16 protein-coding genes are annotated in these 17,342 nt (G+C 42.5%); 4 read left to right on the top strand and 12 right to left on the bottom strand.

Going from position 1 to position 17,342, the window contains the following annotated elements:
* Positions 1-9: 9 nt before the first annotated feature.
* From GS399_RS08315 to GS399_RS08295, 5 genes are all read right to left on the bottom strand, one after another.
* Positions 10-1,800, bottom strand: coding sequence for an acyl-CoA dehydrogenase FadE (locus GS399_RS08315; protein WP_160844151.1), 1,791 nt, complete (start codon positions 1,798-1,800; stop codon positions 10-12).
* Positions 1,801-1,999: 199 nt separating this feature from the next.
* Positions 2,000-2,302, bottom strand: a complete 303-nt coding sequence (locus GS399_RS08310) for a GIY-YIG nuclease family protein (protein WP_160844150.1) — start codon at positions 2,300-2,302, stop codon at positions 2,000-2,002.
* A 227-nt stretch (positions 2,303-2,529) separates the two neighbouring features.
* Positions 2,530-3,711 (bottom strand): acetyl-CoA C-acyltransferase, encoded by a 1,182-nt coding sequence (locus GS399_RS08305; RefSeq protein ID WP_160844149.1) that lies wholly within the window; start codon positions 3,709-3,711, stop codon positions 2,530-2,532.
* A gap of 2 nt (positions 3,712-3,713) precedes the next feature.
* On the bottom strand, positions 3,714-6,119 hold the full coding sequence (locus GS399_RS08300; protein WP_202409405.1) for a 3-hydroxyacyl-CoA dehydrogenase/enoyl-CoA hydratase family protein: 2,406 nt from the start codon (positions 6,117-6,119) through the stop codon (positions 3,714-3,716).
* On the bottom strand, positions 6,119-6,550 hold the full coding sequence (locus GS399_RS08295) for a MarR family winged helix-turn-helix transcriptional regulator (RefSeq protein ID WP_160844148.1): 432 nt from the start codon (positions 6,548-6,550) through the stop codon (positions 6,119-6,121). Before GS399_RS08295 ends, GS399_RS08300 begins: the two co-directional genes overlap by 1 nt.
* 693 nt (positions 6,551-7,243) lie before the next feature.
* On the opposite strand from GS399_RS08295, the gene GS399_RS08290 reads away from it, so the two are divergent.
* Both GS399_RS08290 and ppnP read left to right on the top strand, forming a co-directional pair.
* Entirely contained in the window at positions 7,244-8,320 is a 1,077-nt protein-coding gene (locus tag GS399_RS08290; RefSeq protein ID WP_202409404.1) for an SGNH/GDSL hydrolase family protein, read from the top strand.
* A gap of 21 nt (positions 8,321-8,341) precedes the next feature.
* The gene (ppnP, locus tag GS399_RS08285) at positions 8,342-8,623 is read left to right on the top strand and encodes a pyrimidine/purine nucleoside phosphorylase (RefSeq protein ID WP_160844147.1); all 282 of its coding nucleotides are present in this window, start codon (positions 8,342-8,344) and stop codon (positions 8,621-8,623) included.
* A 305-nt stretch (positions 8,624-8,928) separates the two neighbouring features.
* On the opposite strand, the gene GS399_RS08280 is transcribed toward ppnP, so the two are convergent.
* The 6 genes from GS399_RS08280 to GS399_RS08260 all read right to left on the bottom strand — a co-directional run bounded on the left by GS399_RS08280 (position 8,929) and on the right by GS399_RS08260 (position 13,612).
* Positions 8,929-9,300: a nuclear transport factor 2 family protein gene (locus tag GS399_RS08280; RefSeq protein ID WP_160844146.1), complete on the bottom strand. Its 372-nt coding sequence runs from the start codon at positions 9,298-9,300 to the stop codon at positions 8,929-8,931.
* A gap of 33 nt (positions 9,301-9,333) precedes the next feature.
* The gene (locus GS399_RS21095) at positions 9,334-9,540 is read right to left on the bottom strand and encodes a type II toxin-antitoxin system death-on-curing family toxin (RefSeq protein WP_369410112.1); all 207 of its coding nucleotides are present in this window, start codon (positions 9,538-9,540) and stop codon (positions 9,334-9,336) included.
* Positions 9,541-9,555: 15 nt separating this feature from the next.
* Complete coding sequence (locus GS399_RS20655; protein ID WP_202409403.1) at positions 9,556-9,708, bottom strand: hypothetical protein; 153 nt, start codon at positions 9,706-9,708, stop codon at positions 9,556-9,558.
* Complete coding sequence (locus tag GS399_RS08270) at positions 9,705-9,893, bottom strand: hypothetical protein (RefSeq protein WP_160844145.1); 189 nt, start codon at positions 9,891-9,893, stop codon at positions 9,705-9,707. The genes GS399_RS20655 and GS399_RS08270 overlap by 4 nt, the downstream gene beginning before the upstream one ends.
* 268 nt (positions 9,894-10,161) lie before the next feature.
* Complete coding sequence (gene ggt / locus GS399_RS08265; RefSeq protein ID WP_160844144.1) at positions 10,162-11,856, bottom strand: gamma-glutamyltransferase; 1,695 nt, start codon at positions 11,854-11,856, stop codon at positions 10,162-10,164.
* The gene (locus GS399_RS08260; RefSeq protein ID WP_160844143.1) at positions 11,840-13,612 is read right to left on the bottom strand and encodes an AMP-dependent synthetase/ligase; all 1,773 of its coding nucleotides are present in this window, start codon (positions 13,610-13,612) and stop codon (positions 11,840-11,842) included. Before GS399_RS08260 ends, ggt begins: the two co-directional genes overlap by 17 nt.
* A gap of 170 nt (positions 13,613-13,782) precedes the next feature.
* Here GS399_RS08260 and GS399_RS08255 point away from each other — a divergent pair, with 170 nt between their 5' ends.
* Positions 13,783-14,253, top strand: coding sequence for a hypothetical protein (locus tag GS399_RS08255; RefSeq protein WP_160844142.1), 471 nt, complete (start codon positions 13,783-13,785; stop codon positions 14,251-14,253).
* Positions 14,254-14,290: 37 nt separating this feature from the next.
* Here GS399_RS08255 and GS399_RS08250 read toward each other — a convergent pair whose 3' ends face one another.
* Positions 14,291-16,030, bottom strand: a complete 1,740-nt coding sequence (locus tag GS399_RS08250; protein ID WP_237487904.1) for a M61 family metallopeptidase — start codon at positions 16,028-16,030, stop codon at positions 14,291-14,293.
* Between the two features lie 219 nt (positions 16,031-16,249).
* Here GS399_RS08250 and GS399_RS08245 point away from each other — a divergent pair, with 219 nt between their 5' ends.
* Positions 16,250-17,338 (top strand): efflux RND transporter periplasmic adaptor subunit, encoded by a 1,089-nt coding sequence (locus GS399_RS08245; protein WP_160844140.1) that lies wholly within the window; start codon positions 16,250-16,252, stop codon positions 17,336-17,338.
* The last annotated feature ends 4 nt before the right edge of the window (positions 17,339-17,342 follow it).

The raw sequence follows: 17,342 nt of genomic DNA, 5'->3' as shown, positions 1-17,342 counted from the left end.
TCTTACTCTTTAAAAGCAATATTTATTCGCATCAATTAGTTGTTTCGCAACGCGCTGACGGGCTTCTTTCACGTTAAACGGAGCCATCTTGGTAAAGCGTCGTAAACCGACAAGCATCATGTTCAGTTCATCGCCTTCGGCAAACGAGTTTAAAGCTTCTTTACCGGCAACAGCTACCTTATCAACTGCACCATAAAGATAAATCCGCATCATATCCAACTGGCCTTTTACAGCATCTTCGCCACGTAATTTAACCAGTTTTTCAACTCTTAAAATGGTAGACTCGGCGATATAGACGTATCCAATAATATCAGCGATGTTCATGATGATTTCCTCTTCTTTGGAAAGTGTCATCATCAATTTCTGAACGGCCGCACCGGCAATCATTAATCCGGCTTTTTTCAGATTTTTGAGTACCTTCTTTTCCGCCGCGAATAATGAGTCGTCTTCTTCTCCAAAATCAGGTATCGACATTAATTCGCCGGCAACCGCTTGCGCAGGTCCCATTAAATCAAGTTCGCCTTTTAAAGCACGTTTCAGGATCATATCCAGAATTAATAAGCGGTTGATCTCATTCGTCCCTTCAAAAATCCGGTTAATACGGCTGTCTCGGTAAGCACGCTCCATCGGCGCTTCGGCTGAATAACCCATACCTCCGTAAATCTGAACGCCTTCATCGACAATGTAATCCAGCATTTCCGATCCCCATACTTTCAGTATCGCGCATTCAACAGCAAATTGCTCAGTAGATTTCAATTTCGCTTTCGCAGAGTCCATACCGCCGGCGACAAGCGACTCATATGCATCGTCGATATTCTGACCGGCACGATAAGCAGCACTTTCAACAGCAAAATTACGTGTTGCCATTTCAGCTATTTTATAACGGATGGCGCCAAATTTGGAAATCGGCAAGCCGAACTGAACACGTTCATTCGAATAATTAATGGCCTGGCTTAAAGCTCTGCGTGAAGAACCAATGGCAGCGGCACCTAGCTTGATACGACCAATATTCAGGATGTTCACTGCGATCTTAAACCCGTTTTCACGCTCAGAAAGCAAGTTTTCAACCGGCACGGGACAATCATTAAAGAACACCTGGCGCGTCGATGAGCCTTTAATTCCAAGTTTATGTTCTTCAGGGTTCATAGAAATACCGCCAAATTCTTTCTCTACGATAAAAGCAGAAAGATTTTTGTCATCGTCGATCTTCGCAAACACGATAAAGATATCTGCAAAACCGCCGTTGGTGATCCACATTTTCTGGCCATTGATCAGGTAATGCGTTCCTTCAGCATTCAATTTTGCTTTGGTACGCCCGCTGTTTGCATCGGAGCCGGCATTAGGTTCAGTTAGGCAATAAGCCGCTTTCCATTCACCTGAGCCAAGTTTTGGAACATATTTGGATTTTTGCGCTTCGTTTCCGTAATAAAGGATTGGTAATGTACCGATTCCTGTATGAGCCGAAAGTGCGACAGCGAATGAGTAACCAGCACCAACTGAATCAGTAACCAGCATCGAAGTATTAAAGTTCTTTCCAAAGCCGCCGTATTCCTCGGGAATAGAAACGCCTAAAATGCCAAGTTCACCCGCCTTGTCAAGCAGGCTTTGCATCAGGCCTTCTTCCTGTTTGTCAATCCTGTCGAGGTTCGGAAATACCTCCGCTTCAAGGAAATCTTCGCAGGTTTTTTGGATCATTAATTGTTCTTCATCAAACTCTTCCGGGATGAAGATATCTTCTGCCGCTGTTTCACGAATGATGAATTCGCCGCCTTTTATTGTTTTCTTTTCTATTGTTTCCATGTGGATTATAATTTTTTAGTTTTTTCTTTTTGTCATTCTGACGAAGGAAGAATCTGTTTACTATTAGCGCTGGATTTGCATTATTCGCGGCTTTTAGATCCTTCGTGCCTCAGGATGACAAGTCACTATTTGTCATCCTGAGGCACGAAGGATCTGTTACCTAGTTGCAACTAATAATCACTTTACATTGATATTTCAATTATGATAAGATCTCTTCATTTAGAAACTTCCACTCTTTATTTTCAAGTTTAATTAATTCAATCTTTTTTCTACGGACCCAGCCTTTAATTTCCTTTTCTCTTTCAATTGCATGTTCTATATAAGTATGTCGCTCAAACCAAATTAGATAGAAGCAATTGTACTTATGTGTAAAAGAGAATGTGTTTTCCTTATTTTCTTTATGTTGTTGTAATCGTATTTCAAGATCATTGGTTACTCCAGTGTAAAGAACCGTTCTATTTTTATTGGTAAGGATGTAAACAAAGTAATTATGATCTTTCATTTAATTTTGTCATTCTGACGCAGGAAGAATCTGTTTCACATCCGCACTGCAGTGCATAAACTTCTGCCTCACTTCGTAGCCTTGAGATCCTTCGTACCTCAGAATGACACAGTTGCCTGTTTGTCATTCTGACGAAGAAGAATCTGTTTCACATTCGCACTGAAGTGCATAAACTTCTGCCTTACTTCATAGCCTTGAGACCCTTCGTACCTCAGGATGACAAAAGCTTACAACATCTCAAAAATTCCTGCTGCGCCCTGGCCGGTGCCTACGCACATCGTCACCATACCATACTTTTTGTTCTGTCTTTTTAGCTCGTTTAAGATTTGAACCGTCAATTTCGCGCCGGTACAGCCTAGCGGGTGTCCCAATGCGATGGCGCCGCCATTTACATTCACGATATCCTGGTTGATTCCTAATTCACGGATGATAGCGAGTGATTGAGATGCAAATGCCTCATTCAGTTCGATCATGTCGATCTGATCAAGTGTCATGTCAGCTTGTTTCAAAGCTTTAGGAATTGCTTCAATCGGTCCGATTCCCATAATGCGGGGCGGCACTCCAGCGACGGCATAACTTACCAAGCGGGCAATTGGCTTCACGTTCAACTCTTTCAATTTGCTTTCGGAAACTACCAAAACAAAAGCTGCTCCGTCAGAAGTTTGTGACGAGTTTCCAGCTGTTACGCTTCCGCCAGCGGCGAAAACAGGTTTCAATTTTGCCAGCTTGTCCAGCGCTGTATCTGCCCTTGGACCTTCATCTGTATCAACTACATACTCTTTGGTTTTCTTTTTTAAGTTTTCATCCAAGTACGTTTCCTTAACTGTGATCGGAACAACGCCATCTTTTAAATGACCGTTTTTGATTGCCTCCAATGCTTTTTGATGAGATTTTAATGCAAAAGCATCCTGATCTTCCCGGCTTACGTTGTATTCTTTAGCAACGGCTTCGGCAGTTAGACCCATTCCCCAATACCAGTCGGGGTGATTTTTAGCAACTTCAGGATGCGGAACAAGCTTCCATCCGCCGAAAGGCATACCCGACATGATTTCTACACCGCCGGCAATAACGCAATCCGCCATTCCCGAACGAATCTTTGCTACGGCGGTTGCGATCGTATCCAACCCTGATGCGCAATAGCGGTTCACTGTAACACCCGGCACTTTATCGGTGTCAAGGCCCATCAGGGAAATCATCCGGGCAATATTCAATCCCTGCTCGGCCTCCGGGGTTGCGTTCCCCACTATCACATCATCAATCTGTTCCTTATTTAAACCAGGCACTGATTCAACCAAATGTTTGATCACATCAGCCGCCAGTTCATCAGCTCTTGTAAAACGGAAAACACCTCTTGGCGCTTTACCGACTGCGGTTCTGTATCCCGCTATAATATATGCTTCTTGTTGCATCTTTAATTTCTTAACGGTTTACCTTTTGTAATGATCGACTGGATGCGCTCCAACGATTTACGCTCACCTGCAAGCGATAAAAACACTTCCCGCTCCAAATCGAGCAGATATTGTTCGCTTACCAACGTCGGCTGCGACAAATCTCCACCGCACATCACGTAACCTAATTTTTCAGAGATCTTTTTATCGTGCTCGGAGATGTAGTTACCGGCAAACATCGAATTAGCTCCGGCATAAACAATTCCTAATCCTTGTTTTCCAAGAACGCGAATATCTTTCCGTTGAACAGGTTTAGTATAACCCGCTTCTGCCAGTTCGATCGCTTTTTCTTTCGCATCGGCCAGCAGCCTGTTGCGGTTCATAGAGATCGCATACTTGCCTTTTTGCAAATAACCTAATTCAAATGCTTCTTCGCCAGACGTCGAAACTTTCGCCATACCGATCGTCAGGAAACGGTTTTTTAATACATTTTGATCAATCTGATCTTCTTTAAATTCGTCGGAAGCGCGCAGCGCAAATTCTTTTGTACCGCCACCGCCGGGAATCAGCCCAACGCCGAATTCCACTAAGCCCATATACGTTTCGGCACTTAGTTGAACGTGATCAGCGTGCAGCGAAAACTCACATCCGCCGCCAAGCGCCAGGTTATGCGGCGCAACAACAACCGGAATCGATGAATATCTTAAGCGCATCGACGTGTTCTGGAACATCTTTACCGCCATATTCAGCTCATCCCAATCCTGCTCAACAGCCATCATGAAGATCATACCGACGTTTGCACCGGCAGAAAAATTAGCTCCATCGTTTCCAATTACTAATCCTCTGTAATCCTTTTCAGCTAAATCAATCGCTTTGTTAATTCCCTGGATCACTTCACCGCCGATGGTATTCATTTTGGTATGAAATTCCAGGTTGATGATTCCATCGCCAAGATCAGTAAGCGTTGTTCCTGAATTTTTCCAGATGGTTTTTGTTGGACGAATATTATCCAGGATAATGAAAGCTTCTGTTCCCGGAATCGGCTTATAAGATTTTGAAGGAATGTCGTAGTATTTTTTTATTCCGTTTTCTACTTTATAGAAGCTTTCATTTCCGGCATCCAGCATTTCATGAACCCAGGCGGCCGCTTCGTTGCCTTTTTCTTTCATCGCGGCAACCGTTTCCTTCACACCTAATGCGTCCCAAACTTCAAATGGGCCAAGTTCCCAGCCGAAACCAGCACGCATGGCATCGTCAATCCGGTATAGCTCATCTGAAATTTCCGGAATTCTGTCGGAAACATATTCAAACAATCCATAAAAAGAAACCCGGAAAAACTCGCCGGCTTTGTCAGTTCCTTTTGAGAAAACCTTCATGCGGTCGCGAAGATTTTCAATTGGTTTTGTTGCTTCGAGCGTAGCGGATTTAATTTTCTGAGACGGCTTATATTCCAGCGTCTTCAAATCAAGCGCAAGAATTTCCGACTTGCCATCAGCACCTTTAACTTTCTTATAGAATCCCTGGCCGGTTTTATCACCCAGCCATTTGTTTTCAGCTAATTTTTGAACATAATCCGGAAGCTTGAATAGTTCCCGAGCTTTATCATCCGCGCAATTCTGATATAAACCGTTTGCCACGTTGATCATTGTATCTAAACCAACTACGTCGGTTGTTCTGAAAGTCGCCGACTTCGGTCGCCCTAAAGCCGGACCGGTAAATTTGTCGACTTCCTCAACTGTCAGATCCATCTTTTCTACCAAATGCAGCAATGCCATAATCGAATAAACACCTACGCGATTGGCAATAAACGCCGGTGTATCCTTACATAGGACGGTTGTCTTACCTAAGAACTTATCTCCGTAATGCATTAGAAAATCCACGATATCCGGCTTTGTGTTTGGTGTTGGAATAATTTCCAGCAACTTCAGATAACGCGGTGGATTGAAAAAGTGCGTTCCACAGAAATACGCTTTAAAATCTTCACTTCTGCCTTCATCCAAAAGATGGATCGGAATACCGGAAGTATTAGAAGTGATAAGAGTTCCCGGCTTGCGGAACTTCTCAATTTGTTCGTAAACCTTCTTTTTAATATCCAGGTTTTCAACCACAACTTCAATCACCCAGTCAACTCCGGCGATATCTTTCATGTTGTCGTCGAAATTTCCGGTTGTTATTTTATTGACGACGGATTTAGTGTATACTGGCGATGGATTAGACTTAATGGCGGTTTGCAAAGACGTATTTACAATCCTGTTGCGCACCGCCGGATTTTCCAAACTCAATCCCTTTGCCTGCTCCTCGGCAGAAAGTTCTCTCGGCACAATATCGAGCAGCAGCACCTCCACGCCAATATTGGCAAAGTGGCACGCGATACGTGATCCCATAATTCCGGAACCAAGTACTGCTACTTTTTTGATCGATCTGTTCATTATTTTGATTTATAATCTTGAGTTAATTGATTTATTTTCAGTAGAGTTTCTGTCAATTGAATACGCTCATTTTCACTAATATGTTTATTCAGATATTCATTGAATTTCCGTACAACATCTTTCGCGATCTGTCTTTTTTCTTTACCATAATCGGTTAAAAAGATCAGCACCGATCGCTTATCGTTTTCATCACCCTGGCGGTAAATAAGTCCCATATCCTCCATGTTGTTAAGCATGCGGGATAAACTGGTGGTTTTTACTCCAAGCAGATTGGCGATTTGCGAAACAGCTGTTCCATTTTCATGAATATTAATCAGCATGTAACCCAGCGACTGGGTGATTTCAAATTGTGATGCGATCTGGTTGTACTTATTGGCGATACTTTGCCACGTTATTTTTAAAAAATAATCTACGGTTTCTTCTGGTTTCATTTACTATGCAAGCATAACAAATTTATATAATGGATTTGTAGAAAGCAAAAAATATTTATATGCATTGACAGAACGTAAAATTTATCCTTTGCTAGATTAGGGCTGTGATGATTTGATAAACTAATCTTTAATATTTCGCGGAGTAAAAGCGTATTTACGACAATTTGAAAAGCAAGGCAATCTTTAAAATTAATGTCAGTCCCGTGCTTTGCACATACTACACGAGGCCTTAAACACCTGGCCGGTATCCGCGTCGCCCGGGTTTATAACCGAGCAGACGGTATTTCATATTTCATTTTTTTTGGACAGTGCTTTTGGCAAAAGGTAGCTGCTAATCGGCAGGTACTTTGCCAAAGTAATCCGAAGTATCTTAAGGCACAGGCCTGTATTCCGATGAAATGCTAACCGTTCGGTAATAAACCCGACAAAAGGGAAAAGCCCGCAACGAAGCGGTAGTAATGTGTATTTAGGGTGAGGACTTGTACCGTATGGCGGGGCTGAAAATGAAAGAAGAAGTGAACGTTGGTTTTCAAATAAATACTCTATTGCGCCCGCTTCAAAACATAACTATCGTGCAATATTTCGCTTTGTAATTTTTGCTTATTCCCTTAGTAGGACACATCAAGTAAGCTCACTTATTTTTAGTCTGAAAAGTTTTTATTTTTAGCGAATACCTTCTTTTATAACTGTTGAATGAAAATCTCAAGATTAGTAATTATCTCCGTCTGTTTACTGCTTACACTGCCTACAATCACACGTGCAAAACAAAATGTGATTAACTTTTACCGTGCTGATAATCCGTTGATCACCTACACCGGCCGGGTCGATTTTACCGATAAAATGAAGCCTCGTTTTTGGGCGCCGGGTGTTTATGTTCAGTTTTCGATTGAAGGTCAGCGATGTGATGTGCTGCTAAATGATGAAGTATTGTACGGCACTAAACATAGTTACTTGGAAATAGCCGTTGACGATAAAAAGGCGTACCGGATTCAGCTGAAGGAAAAAGAAAATATCTTCACAATACCGAATTTAAGCAGTGGCAAGCATTTTATTACTGTTTGTAAAAACACAGAGTCAAGCATCGGCTACCTCGAATTTTTGGGAGTTAAAGCTGAAAAGCTTCTTAAATCTCCGCCCGGGCCAATCCGCAGAATAGAATTCATCGGAAATTCGATCACCTGCGGAACCGGAAGTGATCAATCTGAAATTCCATGCGGAAAAGGTGTATGGGAAGATCAGCATAACGCTTACATGAGTTACGGGCCGACGACGGCAAGGGCTTTGAATGCTCAATGGATGCTGACTTCTTACTCGGGAATCGGGCTGACGCATAGCTGCTGCAACATTAAAACTACCATGCCGCAGCTTTTTGACAAAGTAATTTTCTATAAAGATTCATTGCAATGGGATTTTAAACGCTACCAGCCGGACGTATTAACGATTTGTCTTGGCCAGAACGACGGTATTCAGGATTCAGCGATGTTTTGTAATGCCTATGTTTCCTTTATAAAGCAGGTTCGGGCCCAATACCCTGCGACATCTGTTGTTTGTATAACGAGCCCTATGGCTGATCAAAAATTGAGGAGTTTCATGGAGAATATGATTGCGGGAATTACCAAATCCGTTCATGCGTCCGGCGACCAGAATGTAAGTTCTTATTTTTTTAAAAAGCGATATCATAATGGATGCGATGATCACCCGGATCTCGCAGAACATGCAATGATCGCCAACGAACTCAGCGCATATATCAAAAAACTGAAACAATGGTGAGCTAATTTATATTTACAGGATATGATCAAAATAAACGAATATTTCGACGGCGCAGTAAAGTCACTTGGCTTCGATTCAAATGAAGGAAAATCATCTGTAGGTGTAATAGCACCCGGCGAATTTGAATTTAATACAACGGCAGCGGAAACCATGATCGTTGTACAGGGAGAATTACACGCTCAGCTGGATAAAGAAACGGTTTGGGAATCGTTTAAAGATGGAGAGAAGTTTGAGGTTGCGGAAAACTCTAGGTTTAAAGTGAGGGCTGAAAAACCGGTGGCTTATTTGTGTAAGTATCATTAGGGGATATTTCGCCTAGCCAAGTTCTTTGTTGTAATTGTATGGGATCGGGAGATCTCGTTTTGTTTTCACATCGATATGCCTATGTTACATGCCGGAACATAACCGATTCAAATCAATCAATAATCGCCATTACTTTAACTTAAAGTCACCGGCACTTTAACTCAAAGTCAGACCTACTTTAAGTATTGGCGGAGAAGTTGCCTGCCAATACTGGTGGCAATGTTTTGTCTAAATGTTGCCTCCTAATTTTAATCAAACGCAATCACCTCCTTCGACACCGCCCAGGCTAACAAGGATTTTATACTCTAATCAATCTGGCAACAACTGGCGGCAATAACTTTCAGGCCATCATCAACTAGTTTCCAAACGCGGATGTACTTAAATTTTCCGGAGATCGGTTCGCCCAGCATGACGCCGGCTGCATCGTAAATTACGGTAGCTACAGCCGTGTCGCCGATGATACTAATGTTTTCTATGTTATGAGTAAGCTTATCAACGATCATCTCCCGCGATTTGTGTGATGCGAGATCCATCGCTTTTGTAATCGTTTTGCCGTTTGGTGTGATGCAAAGCAGATCGTCGTGTAGCAATTTATCAAGAAATCCGACATCGCCGGCTTTTATTCCTTCCACAAGGCGTGCTTCTATCGCTTCAATATCAGTTTTGTTAATTTCCATTTTGAAAAGCTGGCGTTAATGAAACTCAGATATTTATTTTTTCAAATTATCAGTTATCCATTGAGATATTTCTTCAATTCTTATTTTTCCTTTACTTGCATTTATTACCATTTCGTACTTTTCGTCTTGAGATGCTGATATATCTAGTCCCTGCTCCAATAAAATTAAACGCATCAGTACATATGCGGTCCTTTTGTTGCCGTCGATAAAAGGATGATTTATGATAACGCTTTCGAAAATGGCTGCTGCCTTGGTTTAAGGTGTTTTGTAAAGTTCAATCTGGTCAAACGTTATAAATGGTCTTGCCAGCGCAGCTTCCAAACCAGGGAGATCTCTGATTCCTCTACTTCCGCCAAATTTATCGATAAGAATGTTATGAATATTTAACGCTGTTTTAACGTCTATCATCGAGCTAGTTTTTCCAGAAGCACTCTGTCCTCAGCTAAAATTTGGCGCACATTGTTTGTCAGCTTAATTTTTTCAGATGACGACGATTGTAAGTCTTTCAGAAAGTCTAAAACGTCCTGTAAAGCGTTTTCAGGAACTTCATCCAAAACCTTTTGTATTTCAGTTTTTATTTGTGTAGAAGTCATATTCAAATTTAAAAAAGATTATCTCATTTTGATAACAGTAGGATTTCCTGGGAACCAGTTTAATATGTTGCCAAAGAAGCCAGGATAATTAAACGGCAAGATCCAGGATTTTGGAAATGAAAGTTTGTACAAATGGCCCCTGTGGTCCGGCTGTCCGCTATATCTTTTTTTAGCCATCTCACCGATTCTCCCCGCAAAAAAAGGATGCCGCTTCCATCCGGTTTAAATCGAACGGACAGGTGTTCGGAATAACCGAACTTTAGATATTTTACCATCCCATCGCTGTATCATCTCCTCTAGGATCCGCGCCTCCCTGATAATAACCCCACTTGGTTTTTAATATCGCATCGACCCGGCCGCTGGCGCCCCATTCTTTTATCGGGTATCCTTTTTGCTGCAGTTTGATCTTAGTCAAACTATCCAAAGCTCCGGTTTCCGAATAAATAGTGTCGGGCAGCCACTGATGATGTACGCGTTTAGCAGAAACTGCGGCCTGCATGCTTTTGTTGAATTCGATAACATTTAATATCGTTTGAAATACGGATGTCATGATAGTTGAACCGCCGGGAGTGCCGACAACCATAAACAGTTTACCGTCTTTCTCGATGATGGTTGGCGTCATCGAACTAAGCATCCGTTTGCCGGGAGCGATCGCATTCGCTTCGCCACCAACCAGGCCGTACATATTCGGGCTTCCCGGCTTAACAGAAAAATCATCCATCTCGTTATTAAGGAAAAAGCCAGCACCCTGAACGACAACCTTCGACCCGAACGAACCGTTTAATGTGGTCGTGATCGAAACTGCGTTGCCGTATTGATCAACAATGGAAAAGTGAGTGGTTTGATTGCTTTCCTTGACGGTTATATCGCCGGCCTTGATCTCAGAACTTGGCGTCGCCTTGCTAAAGCTCATCGACTTCATCCTGGCAACGGAGTAGCCGTGTTCAAGCAATTCCCTTTGCGGAACTTTGAAGAAGTCGGGGTCGCCTAAATATGTAGCACGGTCGGCGTATACGCGGCGTTCTGCTTCGGTTAGCAGCTGAATTGTTGAATCGCTGTTAAAACCGTATCTCGCCACCGGGTAATTTTCGACCGAATGAAGTAACTGCAATAAGGCAATTCCACCGCTGGATGTCGGCGGCATCGTGATGATTTTATAACCTTTATAAATTCCTGTGATCGGTGTCCGCCAGACTGCATGGTAATTTTTTAAATCTTCCTTTGATATCAGGCCACCGCCGTGCTGCATTTCGGCCACGATTTTGTCAGCCGTTTCGCCTTCATAAAAGCCAGCGGCACCGAGCTCGCCTATTCTTTTAAGCGTTTCGGCAAGATCTTTCTGTACCAGCCTGTCGCCTTGCTTCCATCCGCCATTACTGACGAATACCGTTCCTGCGGGATTATATTTCGCAAATTCCTGCGAATGCCTGTTTAGGTCGTCGGCTTCCTTTTCTGTGATAATAAAGCCATTTTCTGCCAGGCTGATCGCCGGTTCCAGCACTTGCTGCCAGCTTAAGCGACCGAATTTTCTATGCGCTTCGGCCATGCCGGCAACCGATCCGGGAACGCCGCATGCCAGGTGGCCAAACAAACTTTTATCTTTGATGGGATTGCCGGCTGAATCGAGGAACATGTCCCTTGATGCCAAGCCCGGTGCTTTTTCACGGAAATCAAGTGCAGCAATTTCACCTTTGGCCGACCGGTAAACCATAAAACCGCCACCGCCAATATTCCCGGCGTTTGGGTAAACAACGGCTAAAGCAAACTGGACAGCTACTGCGGCGTCAACTGCGTTGCCGCCTTTTTTCAGAATTTCCAGTCCAACTTTAGAAGCATCAGGATAAGCCGAAACGACCATTCCTTTTTCCGGCTGGCTGGTAACTTTTCCAAGCTGGCCGCCAACGCAGGACGACAGAACTACAACAAAAGCAAGAAGTGTAAAACGGTTAAGGTACCTCGACATGACGTGGATCATTATAAATTTGGTCCACAATATCTTTATTTTTTTCGAGAATTACTTTTCGCTTAAAACTAAGCTTCGGCGTCATTTCGCCACTTTCGATACTCCATTCTTTAGGAAGTAAAGCAAATTTTTTCACTTGTTCCCAGTGACCGAAGCCCTGGTTGTATTTATTGATTTCCTGCTGATACTTTTCAATTACATGCGAATCTTTGATCATTTCTTCCTTGGATGAAAAGGCGAATCCGTGTAACTCGCACCATTTGGAAAGCGCTTCGAAAGACGGAACTATTAATGCCGAGGGAAAACGCCTGTTTTCACCAACAACCATCACTTGCTCAATGAGAGGGCACTCTTTATATTTATTTTCCAGCATTTGCGGAGCGATATATTTCCCGCCAGCTGTTTTAAACATTTCCTTTTTTCTGTCGGTGATGCACAAATAACCGTCAGCACTCAGTTCGCCAATATCACCGGTGTGATAAAATCCATCCTGGTCAAATATATCTGCAGTCAGATCGGGGCGGTTGTAATAGCCTTTCATCAGATTAGGACCTTTAAACATGATTTCCCCATCTTCCGCGATCTTAACCTCTACATTATTTATAGGCTTGCCAACCGTTCCAAACTTCGTCGCTCCGAATCCATTCACAGCGATTACAGGTGAAGTTTCCGTTAATCCGTATCCTTCCAATATCGGAATCTTTGCCGCCCAGAAAACCCTTGCTAACCTTGGCTGAAGTGCTGCTCCGCCGGAAATAATAGCTTTAATATTTCCTCCGAGAGCTTCCCGCCATTTCGTGAAAACGAGTTTATTAGCAAGCGATAGCTGTAACTCATACCACCAGCCGTTTTTACCGTCAAACTCATAATTGAGGCCCAGCTTCAGTGCCCAGAAAAATATCTTCCGTTTAATTCCGGTTTGTTCATTGCCTTTCGCAACAATTTTATCATAAACTTTTTCAAGAAGTCTCGGAACCGTTGTAAAACCGTGCGGATTTACTTCATTCATATCGGCTACGATGGTATCCGTACTTTCGGCGTAATAAACAGAAATGCCCAGGTAGAAATACATATAGACCACCATCCGCTCAAAAATATGCGACAGGGGCAGAAAGCTTAACGCTTTGTTATATCCTTCCGGAAATAATTTAGAACAAATTGTGAAGTTACTTACCAGGTTATTGTGCGTTAACATAACACCTTTCGGCGTTCCGGTAGTTCCAGAAGTGTAAATAAGAGTCAACAGATCATCCGGTGTGACGTTATCACGAAATGTCTGGAGGTTAGTCGACTCATGGTTTTTACCAAGTTCGATTACCTCAGAATAGTTGGCATAACCTTCGACAGTGTCGAATGTGAAAATTTTGACGCTGGTCTCTGAACATACAGGCGCTATTTTATCTGCCAGTTCTTTGTTGGACGCAAAAACGATCTTTACTCCGGCATCGTTTAAAATAAACTTGATGTCGGTATTTGATAAAGTTGGATACATAGGAACCTGCGTGGCGCCGATCTGCATAATTGCGAAATCGCAGATATTCCATTCGGGCCGGTTTCCAGACATGACACCTACTTTTTCGTTTTTCTTGATTCCTAATGCTATAAGGCCGCGACTTATCTGGTCAACTACCGAAATAAAGTCTGCCGTTGTATACTTGAACCAAACGTTTTTGTCTTTCCAACAAACAATATCCTCTTTATTGAATTTTTGCCGGGAATGATCCAGTAAATCAAAAACCCTCGTTACACTACTCATGATAATAAAAATTGGCTAGTGGAATAACACTTGAACAATGTTATCGTTTAGTACCTAAATAACGAAATAAATTTCGGATTAATTATGCATACATAGTAAATCCGGTCGGCGATAAACATGCCGGATAAAGTTTATTCTGTTATTTTCGCACGCTCTAATTAAAAATACACATGACAAGAAAATGTTTACCTGCCTTAGTTCTATTCTTTTTATGCTTTTTTTCATTGAATCTGAAAGCACAGGATTATAAAAACGCGATAGGAGTCCGCCTTGGAACTTACACCGGCGTTAACTTTAAAACGTTTCTGAATGCCGACGACGCGCTTGATTTTAACCTTAGTTTCAGAACGCATAACGGGTATAAAGATGTAAGGTTAACCGGACTTTACCAGATCCATGCTCCAATTGAAGATGTGCCGGGATTACGTTGGTATTATGGATTTGGAGCAAGTATCGGTTCGCAAAAATACCAGGATGATTCCGGCTTATTTTTTAGCATCGATGGCGTGGCGGGGCTTGATTATAAATTTGGAGGAGCTCCGATTAATCTCGCGCTTGATTGGCGGCCAAGGCTGGAACTATCGCCGGATGCTAACGTCACGGCAAGCGATATTGGACTTGCTGTAAGATTTACGTTTTAAGGAATAAAAAAGGGGGCGAACTTTTTCGCCCCCTTTTTTATTCCAGCCATTTCTTTCTTACCGCCAGCTGTTTTACTGAGGGATTAGCGACAGGACTTATTTTAAATCTTGCAAGCGGATTCTCCTTTAGTACCACGGATAGGTCTTTTAACAAACCATCCCGTAAAACCTGGACACTTATTTTATCACCCACTTGTTTGCCTGCAATTATTTTGGCGAGATCGTCAGCGCTGATATGCACATCATCTACCGCGACAATTTCATCGTTCACATTTAGGCCGCCATCCCAGGCTCCGGTGCCGCGCCAAACGTTGCTAACGACAAGCCTGTCGTTTCTTTTTGTAGTTTCAATGCCAAGATACGGTTCGTTTTTAACGGCAGTGTTTTCAAGAGTAAAACCGGCGTAACCTAAATATTTATTATAGTCGAGCGGTTTCAGGCCGTTGATATAATCTTTGTAAAATTCACCAAATGAAATTCCGGCAGTTTTTTCAAGGATTGCTTTAAATTCCTGGTCTGTGTAACCTCTGTTTAACTTTTTGTAGAACTCATGATACGCATCGTGCATAACATTGTCGAGTTTTTTTGATGCGTTTGTCGAGTTTATAATTGCAAGGTCAAGCAAAAAGGCAATCATTGCACCTTTATTATAATAGGAAATTGAGGAATTTTTGGTGTTTTCATTTGGCCTGTAAAGTTTTATCCACGCATCAAAGCTTGACTCGCTTAGCGGCTGAATATCTTTGCCAGGCTGATTTTCCAATGTGCTAATGTCGGTTGCCAAAGCTGATAAATAGCCCTCGCTTGACTGCAGGCCGGCCCGGTGAACCATCAACTTATCGTAATAGGCTGTAAAACCTTCAGCGATCCATAAATTGGTGGTATAATTTTCATTGTTATAATCAAACGGACCCAAAGCCTTCGGACGCAATCTTTTAACGTTCCAAAGGTGGAAATATTCATGTGCTGACAGACGAAGAAAATTCAAATATCCAGCTTCCGTGGCATAAGCATTCCGGGAAGCACCCAATACGGTTGAGTTAAGATGTTCTAATCCACCGCTTCCAACATTGTAATTGTGTACAATGAATGTGTAATGCTTATTTGGATTTTCGCCGTAGATGGCAGTTTCCTGTTCGACGATTTTTGCCATATCGCGTTGCAAATTCGTTTTGTCGTAATTGCCACCTCCATACATCGCTACTTCATGATCCACTCCCGACGCCGTGAAATGAAAAATGTCCTGATTGCCAATTTCGAAAGGAGAATCATATAGAATGTCAAAATCAGGAGCGTAGTATGTATTCTGTTTTCCTCTTACCAGTTCCAGTCCGGTGGATATTTTTTCCCATCCTTTGAATGGTGCTACATGCACCGTTACCGGCTGACGGATTTGATTGTCGATATTCATAAAAATTCCGGTTGATGACAGGAACGCATGAGAATCATCTACAAAACTGGTTCTGACAGAAATTTCGAAACAATATACGCGATAGTTGAAATCGAAATCGGCGTTTTTTGAATAGACACGCCAGGTGTTTTTGTTTAACTTTCTAACATCAAGCTTTTTGGAGCCTGACGTCGCTGCAACCTCTTCCACGTTTTTAGCAAATTCCCGTACGAGGTACGAACCAGGAGTCCATACCGGCATTCTGACATCCACATACTCTTTCTTATAGCCGCTCACCTTCATATTAACGCCCACATAATGAGCCTGAGGTTCGGTAAATGAAATATTGAAATTTATTTTTTGTTGGGCATTAACCATTTCGGACATAATTGTCAGGATTAATATCAATTTAATTTTGTTCAGCATCCGATCGTTTTGTGCGGCAAAAATAATGTTACCTATCAATTATACGACAGTTTTGCATCTTTTAACGTCGGTAAAATAGTTGATACAACACTGTTATTAAAAAACTTCGGAATAGATTTGGGTTTAATAGTTTAGCTATAAACCGTTATCACAAAATTTATAAAGCTTCGGCATTAGTTTATGAAGACAAAACATATTGTTTACGCTATAATCATTATTGCATTCGGTGGACTTGTTGCTTACAGGATCATTGAAAATAAAAAAAGTAAGGAGCAGCAGGGCCGCGGGCCTGGAGCAGGCGCCGGACCAGGAAAAGGCTCCGCACCGGCCACAATGGTGTCTGGCGTCGTTATAAAACCACAGCGATTTTCTAACACTATATCGGTTTCAGGAAGTATCGAAGCCAATGAACAGGTGCAGATACGCTCTGAGATTTCGGGCCTTGTTCGTGCGATCAATTTCCAGGAAGGAAGTAATGTAACAAAAGGGCAGCCACTTTTGCGGATAGATGATTCGGAACTGAGAGCGCAACTGTCGCAGGCTTTTACTAAACAGAATCTGGCCGGCGAGACGGAACACAGAGCAAAATTGCTGCTGGAAAAAGAAGCGATCAGCCAGGAAGAATACGACACCTCGCTGGCAGATTTAAAAGCATTGAAAGCTCAGACACAGCTAATACAGGCACAATTGGCAAAAACTATTGTCCGGGCGCCTTTTAGCGGAAAAATAGGATTAAGAGCAATCTCCGTTGGTGAGTATCTCACGCCGGCTACAGCCGTTGCAAACCTGGTAAGCATCGACCCAGTCAAAATACAATTTGCTGTTCCCGAGAAATACTCAGATCGCCTGAAAGTAAATACACAATTGACGTTTACAATCTCCGGATCGCAAAAACACTATAAGGCAATAATTTATGCCCTCGAGCCAATTATTGACGCCAATACCCGTACACTTCAGTTAAAAGCAAAAGCCCCTAATCCCGGCGGCGATCTGCTTCCCGGTTCGTTTGCAAAAGTTGAGCTGCCGCTTGCTACTATTGAGAATGCTTTGCTTGTTCCTACCCAAGCCGTTATTCCGGTTCTAAATGGTAAACAGGTGTTTATATCAAACAATGGAGAAGCAAAACAGGTAATGATTGAAACAACTGTCCGCACCGATAGCGACGTTCTCGTAAATTCCGGTCTTAAGCCAGGTGACACCGTTATAACCACGGGATTGATGGGCTTAAAAGATAAGGCTCCGGTAAAAGTTAAAGTAAAAGGCCACTAACAGG

Origin of the sequence: Hufsiella arboris, assembly GCF_009834875.1 — a bacterium.
Taxonomy (GTDB): domain Bacteria; phylum Bacteroidota; class Bacteroidia; order Sphingobacteriales; family Sphingobacteriaceae; genus Hufsiella_A; species Hufsiella_A arboris.
The sequence above is the reverse complement of the archived record's forward strand: the minus strand, read 5'-3'. Positions and strand labels throughout refer to the sequence as shown.

What these genes read in the sequence shown, in the direction of transcription:
- GS399_RS08315 (WP_160844151.1), bottom strand. Translation starts at nt 1,800, where the DNA reads ATGGAAACAATAGAAAAGAAAACAATAAAAGGCGGCGAATTCATCATT.
- GS399_RS08310 (WP_160844150.1), bottom strand. Translation starts at nt 2,302, where the DNA reads ATGAAAGATCATAATTACTTTGTTTACATCCTTACCAATAAAAATAGA.
- GS399_RS08305 (WP_160844149.1), bottom strand. Translation starts at nt 3,711, where the DNA reads ATGCAACAAGAAGCATATATTATAGCGGGATACAGAACCGCAGTCGGT.
- GS399_RS08300 (WP_202409405.1), bottom strand. Translation starts at nt 6,119, where the DNA reads ATGAACAGATCGATCAAAAAAGTAGCAGTACTTGGTTCCGGAATTATG.
- GS399_RS08295 (WP_160844148.1), bottom strand. Translation starts at nt 6,550, where the DNA reads ATGAAACCAGAAGAAACCGTAGATTATTTTTTAAAAATAACGTGGCAA.
- GS399_RS08290 (WP_202409404.1), top strand. Translation starts at nt 7,244, where the DNA reads ATGAAAATCTCAAGATTAGTAATTATCTCCGTCTGTTTACTGCTTACA.
- ppnP (WP_160844147.1), top strand. Translation starts at nt 8,342, where the DNA reads ATGATCAAAATAAACGAATATTTCGACGGCGCAGTAAAGTCACTTGGC.
- GS399_RS08280 (WP_160844146.1), bottom strand. Translation starts at nt 9,300, where the DNA reads ATGGAAATTAACAAAACTGATATTGAAGCGATAGAAGCACGCCTTGTG.
- GS399_RS20655 (WP_202409403.1), bottom strand. Translation starts at nt 9,708, where the DNA reads ATGATAGACGTTAAAACAGCGTTAAATATTCATAACATTCTTATCGAT.
- GS399_RS08270 (WP_160844145.1), bottom strand. Translation starts at nt 9,893, where the DNA reads ATGACTTCTACACAAATAAAAACTGAAATACAAAAGGTTTTGGATGAA.
- ggt (WP_160844144.1), bottom strand. Translation starts at nt 11,856, where the DNA reads ATGTCGAGGTACCTTAACCGTTTTACACTTCTTGCTTTTGTTGTAGTT.
- GS399_RS08260 (WP_160844143.1), bottom strand. Translation starts at nt 13,612, where the DNA reads ATGAGTAGTGTAACGAGGGTTTTTGATTTACTGGATCATTCCCGGCAA.
- GS399_RS08255 (WP_160844142.1), top strand. Translation starts at nt 13,783, where the DNA reads ATGACAAGAAAATGTTTACCTGCCTTAGTTCTATTCTTTTTATGCTTT.
- GS399_RS08250 (WP_237487904.1), bottom strand. Translation starts at nt 16,030, where the DNA reads ATGTCCGAAATGGTTAATGCCCAACAAAAAATAAATTTCAATATTTCA.
- GS399_RS08245 (WP_160844140.1), top strand. Translation starts at nt 16,250, where the DNA reads ATGAAGACAAAACATATTGTTTACGCTATAATCATTATTGCATTCGGT.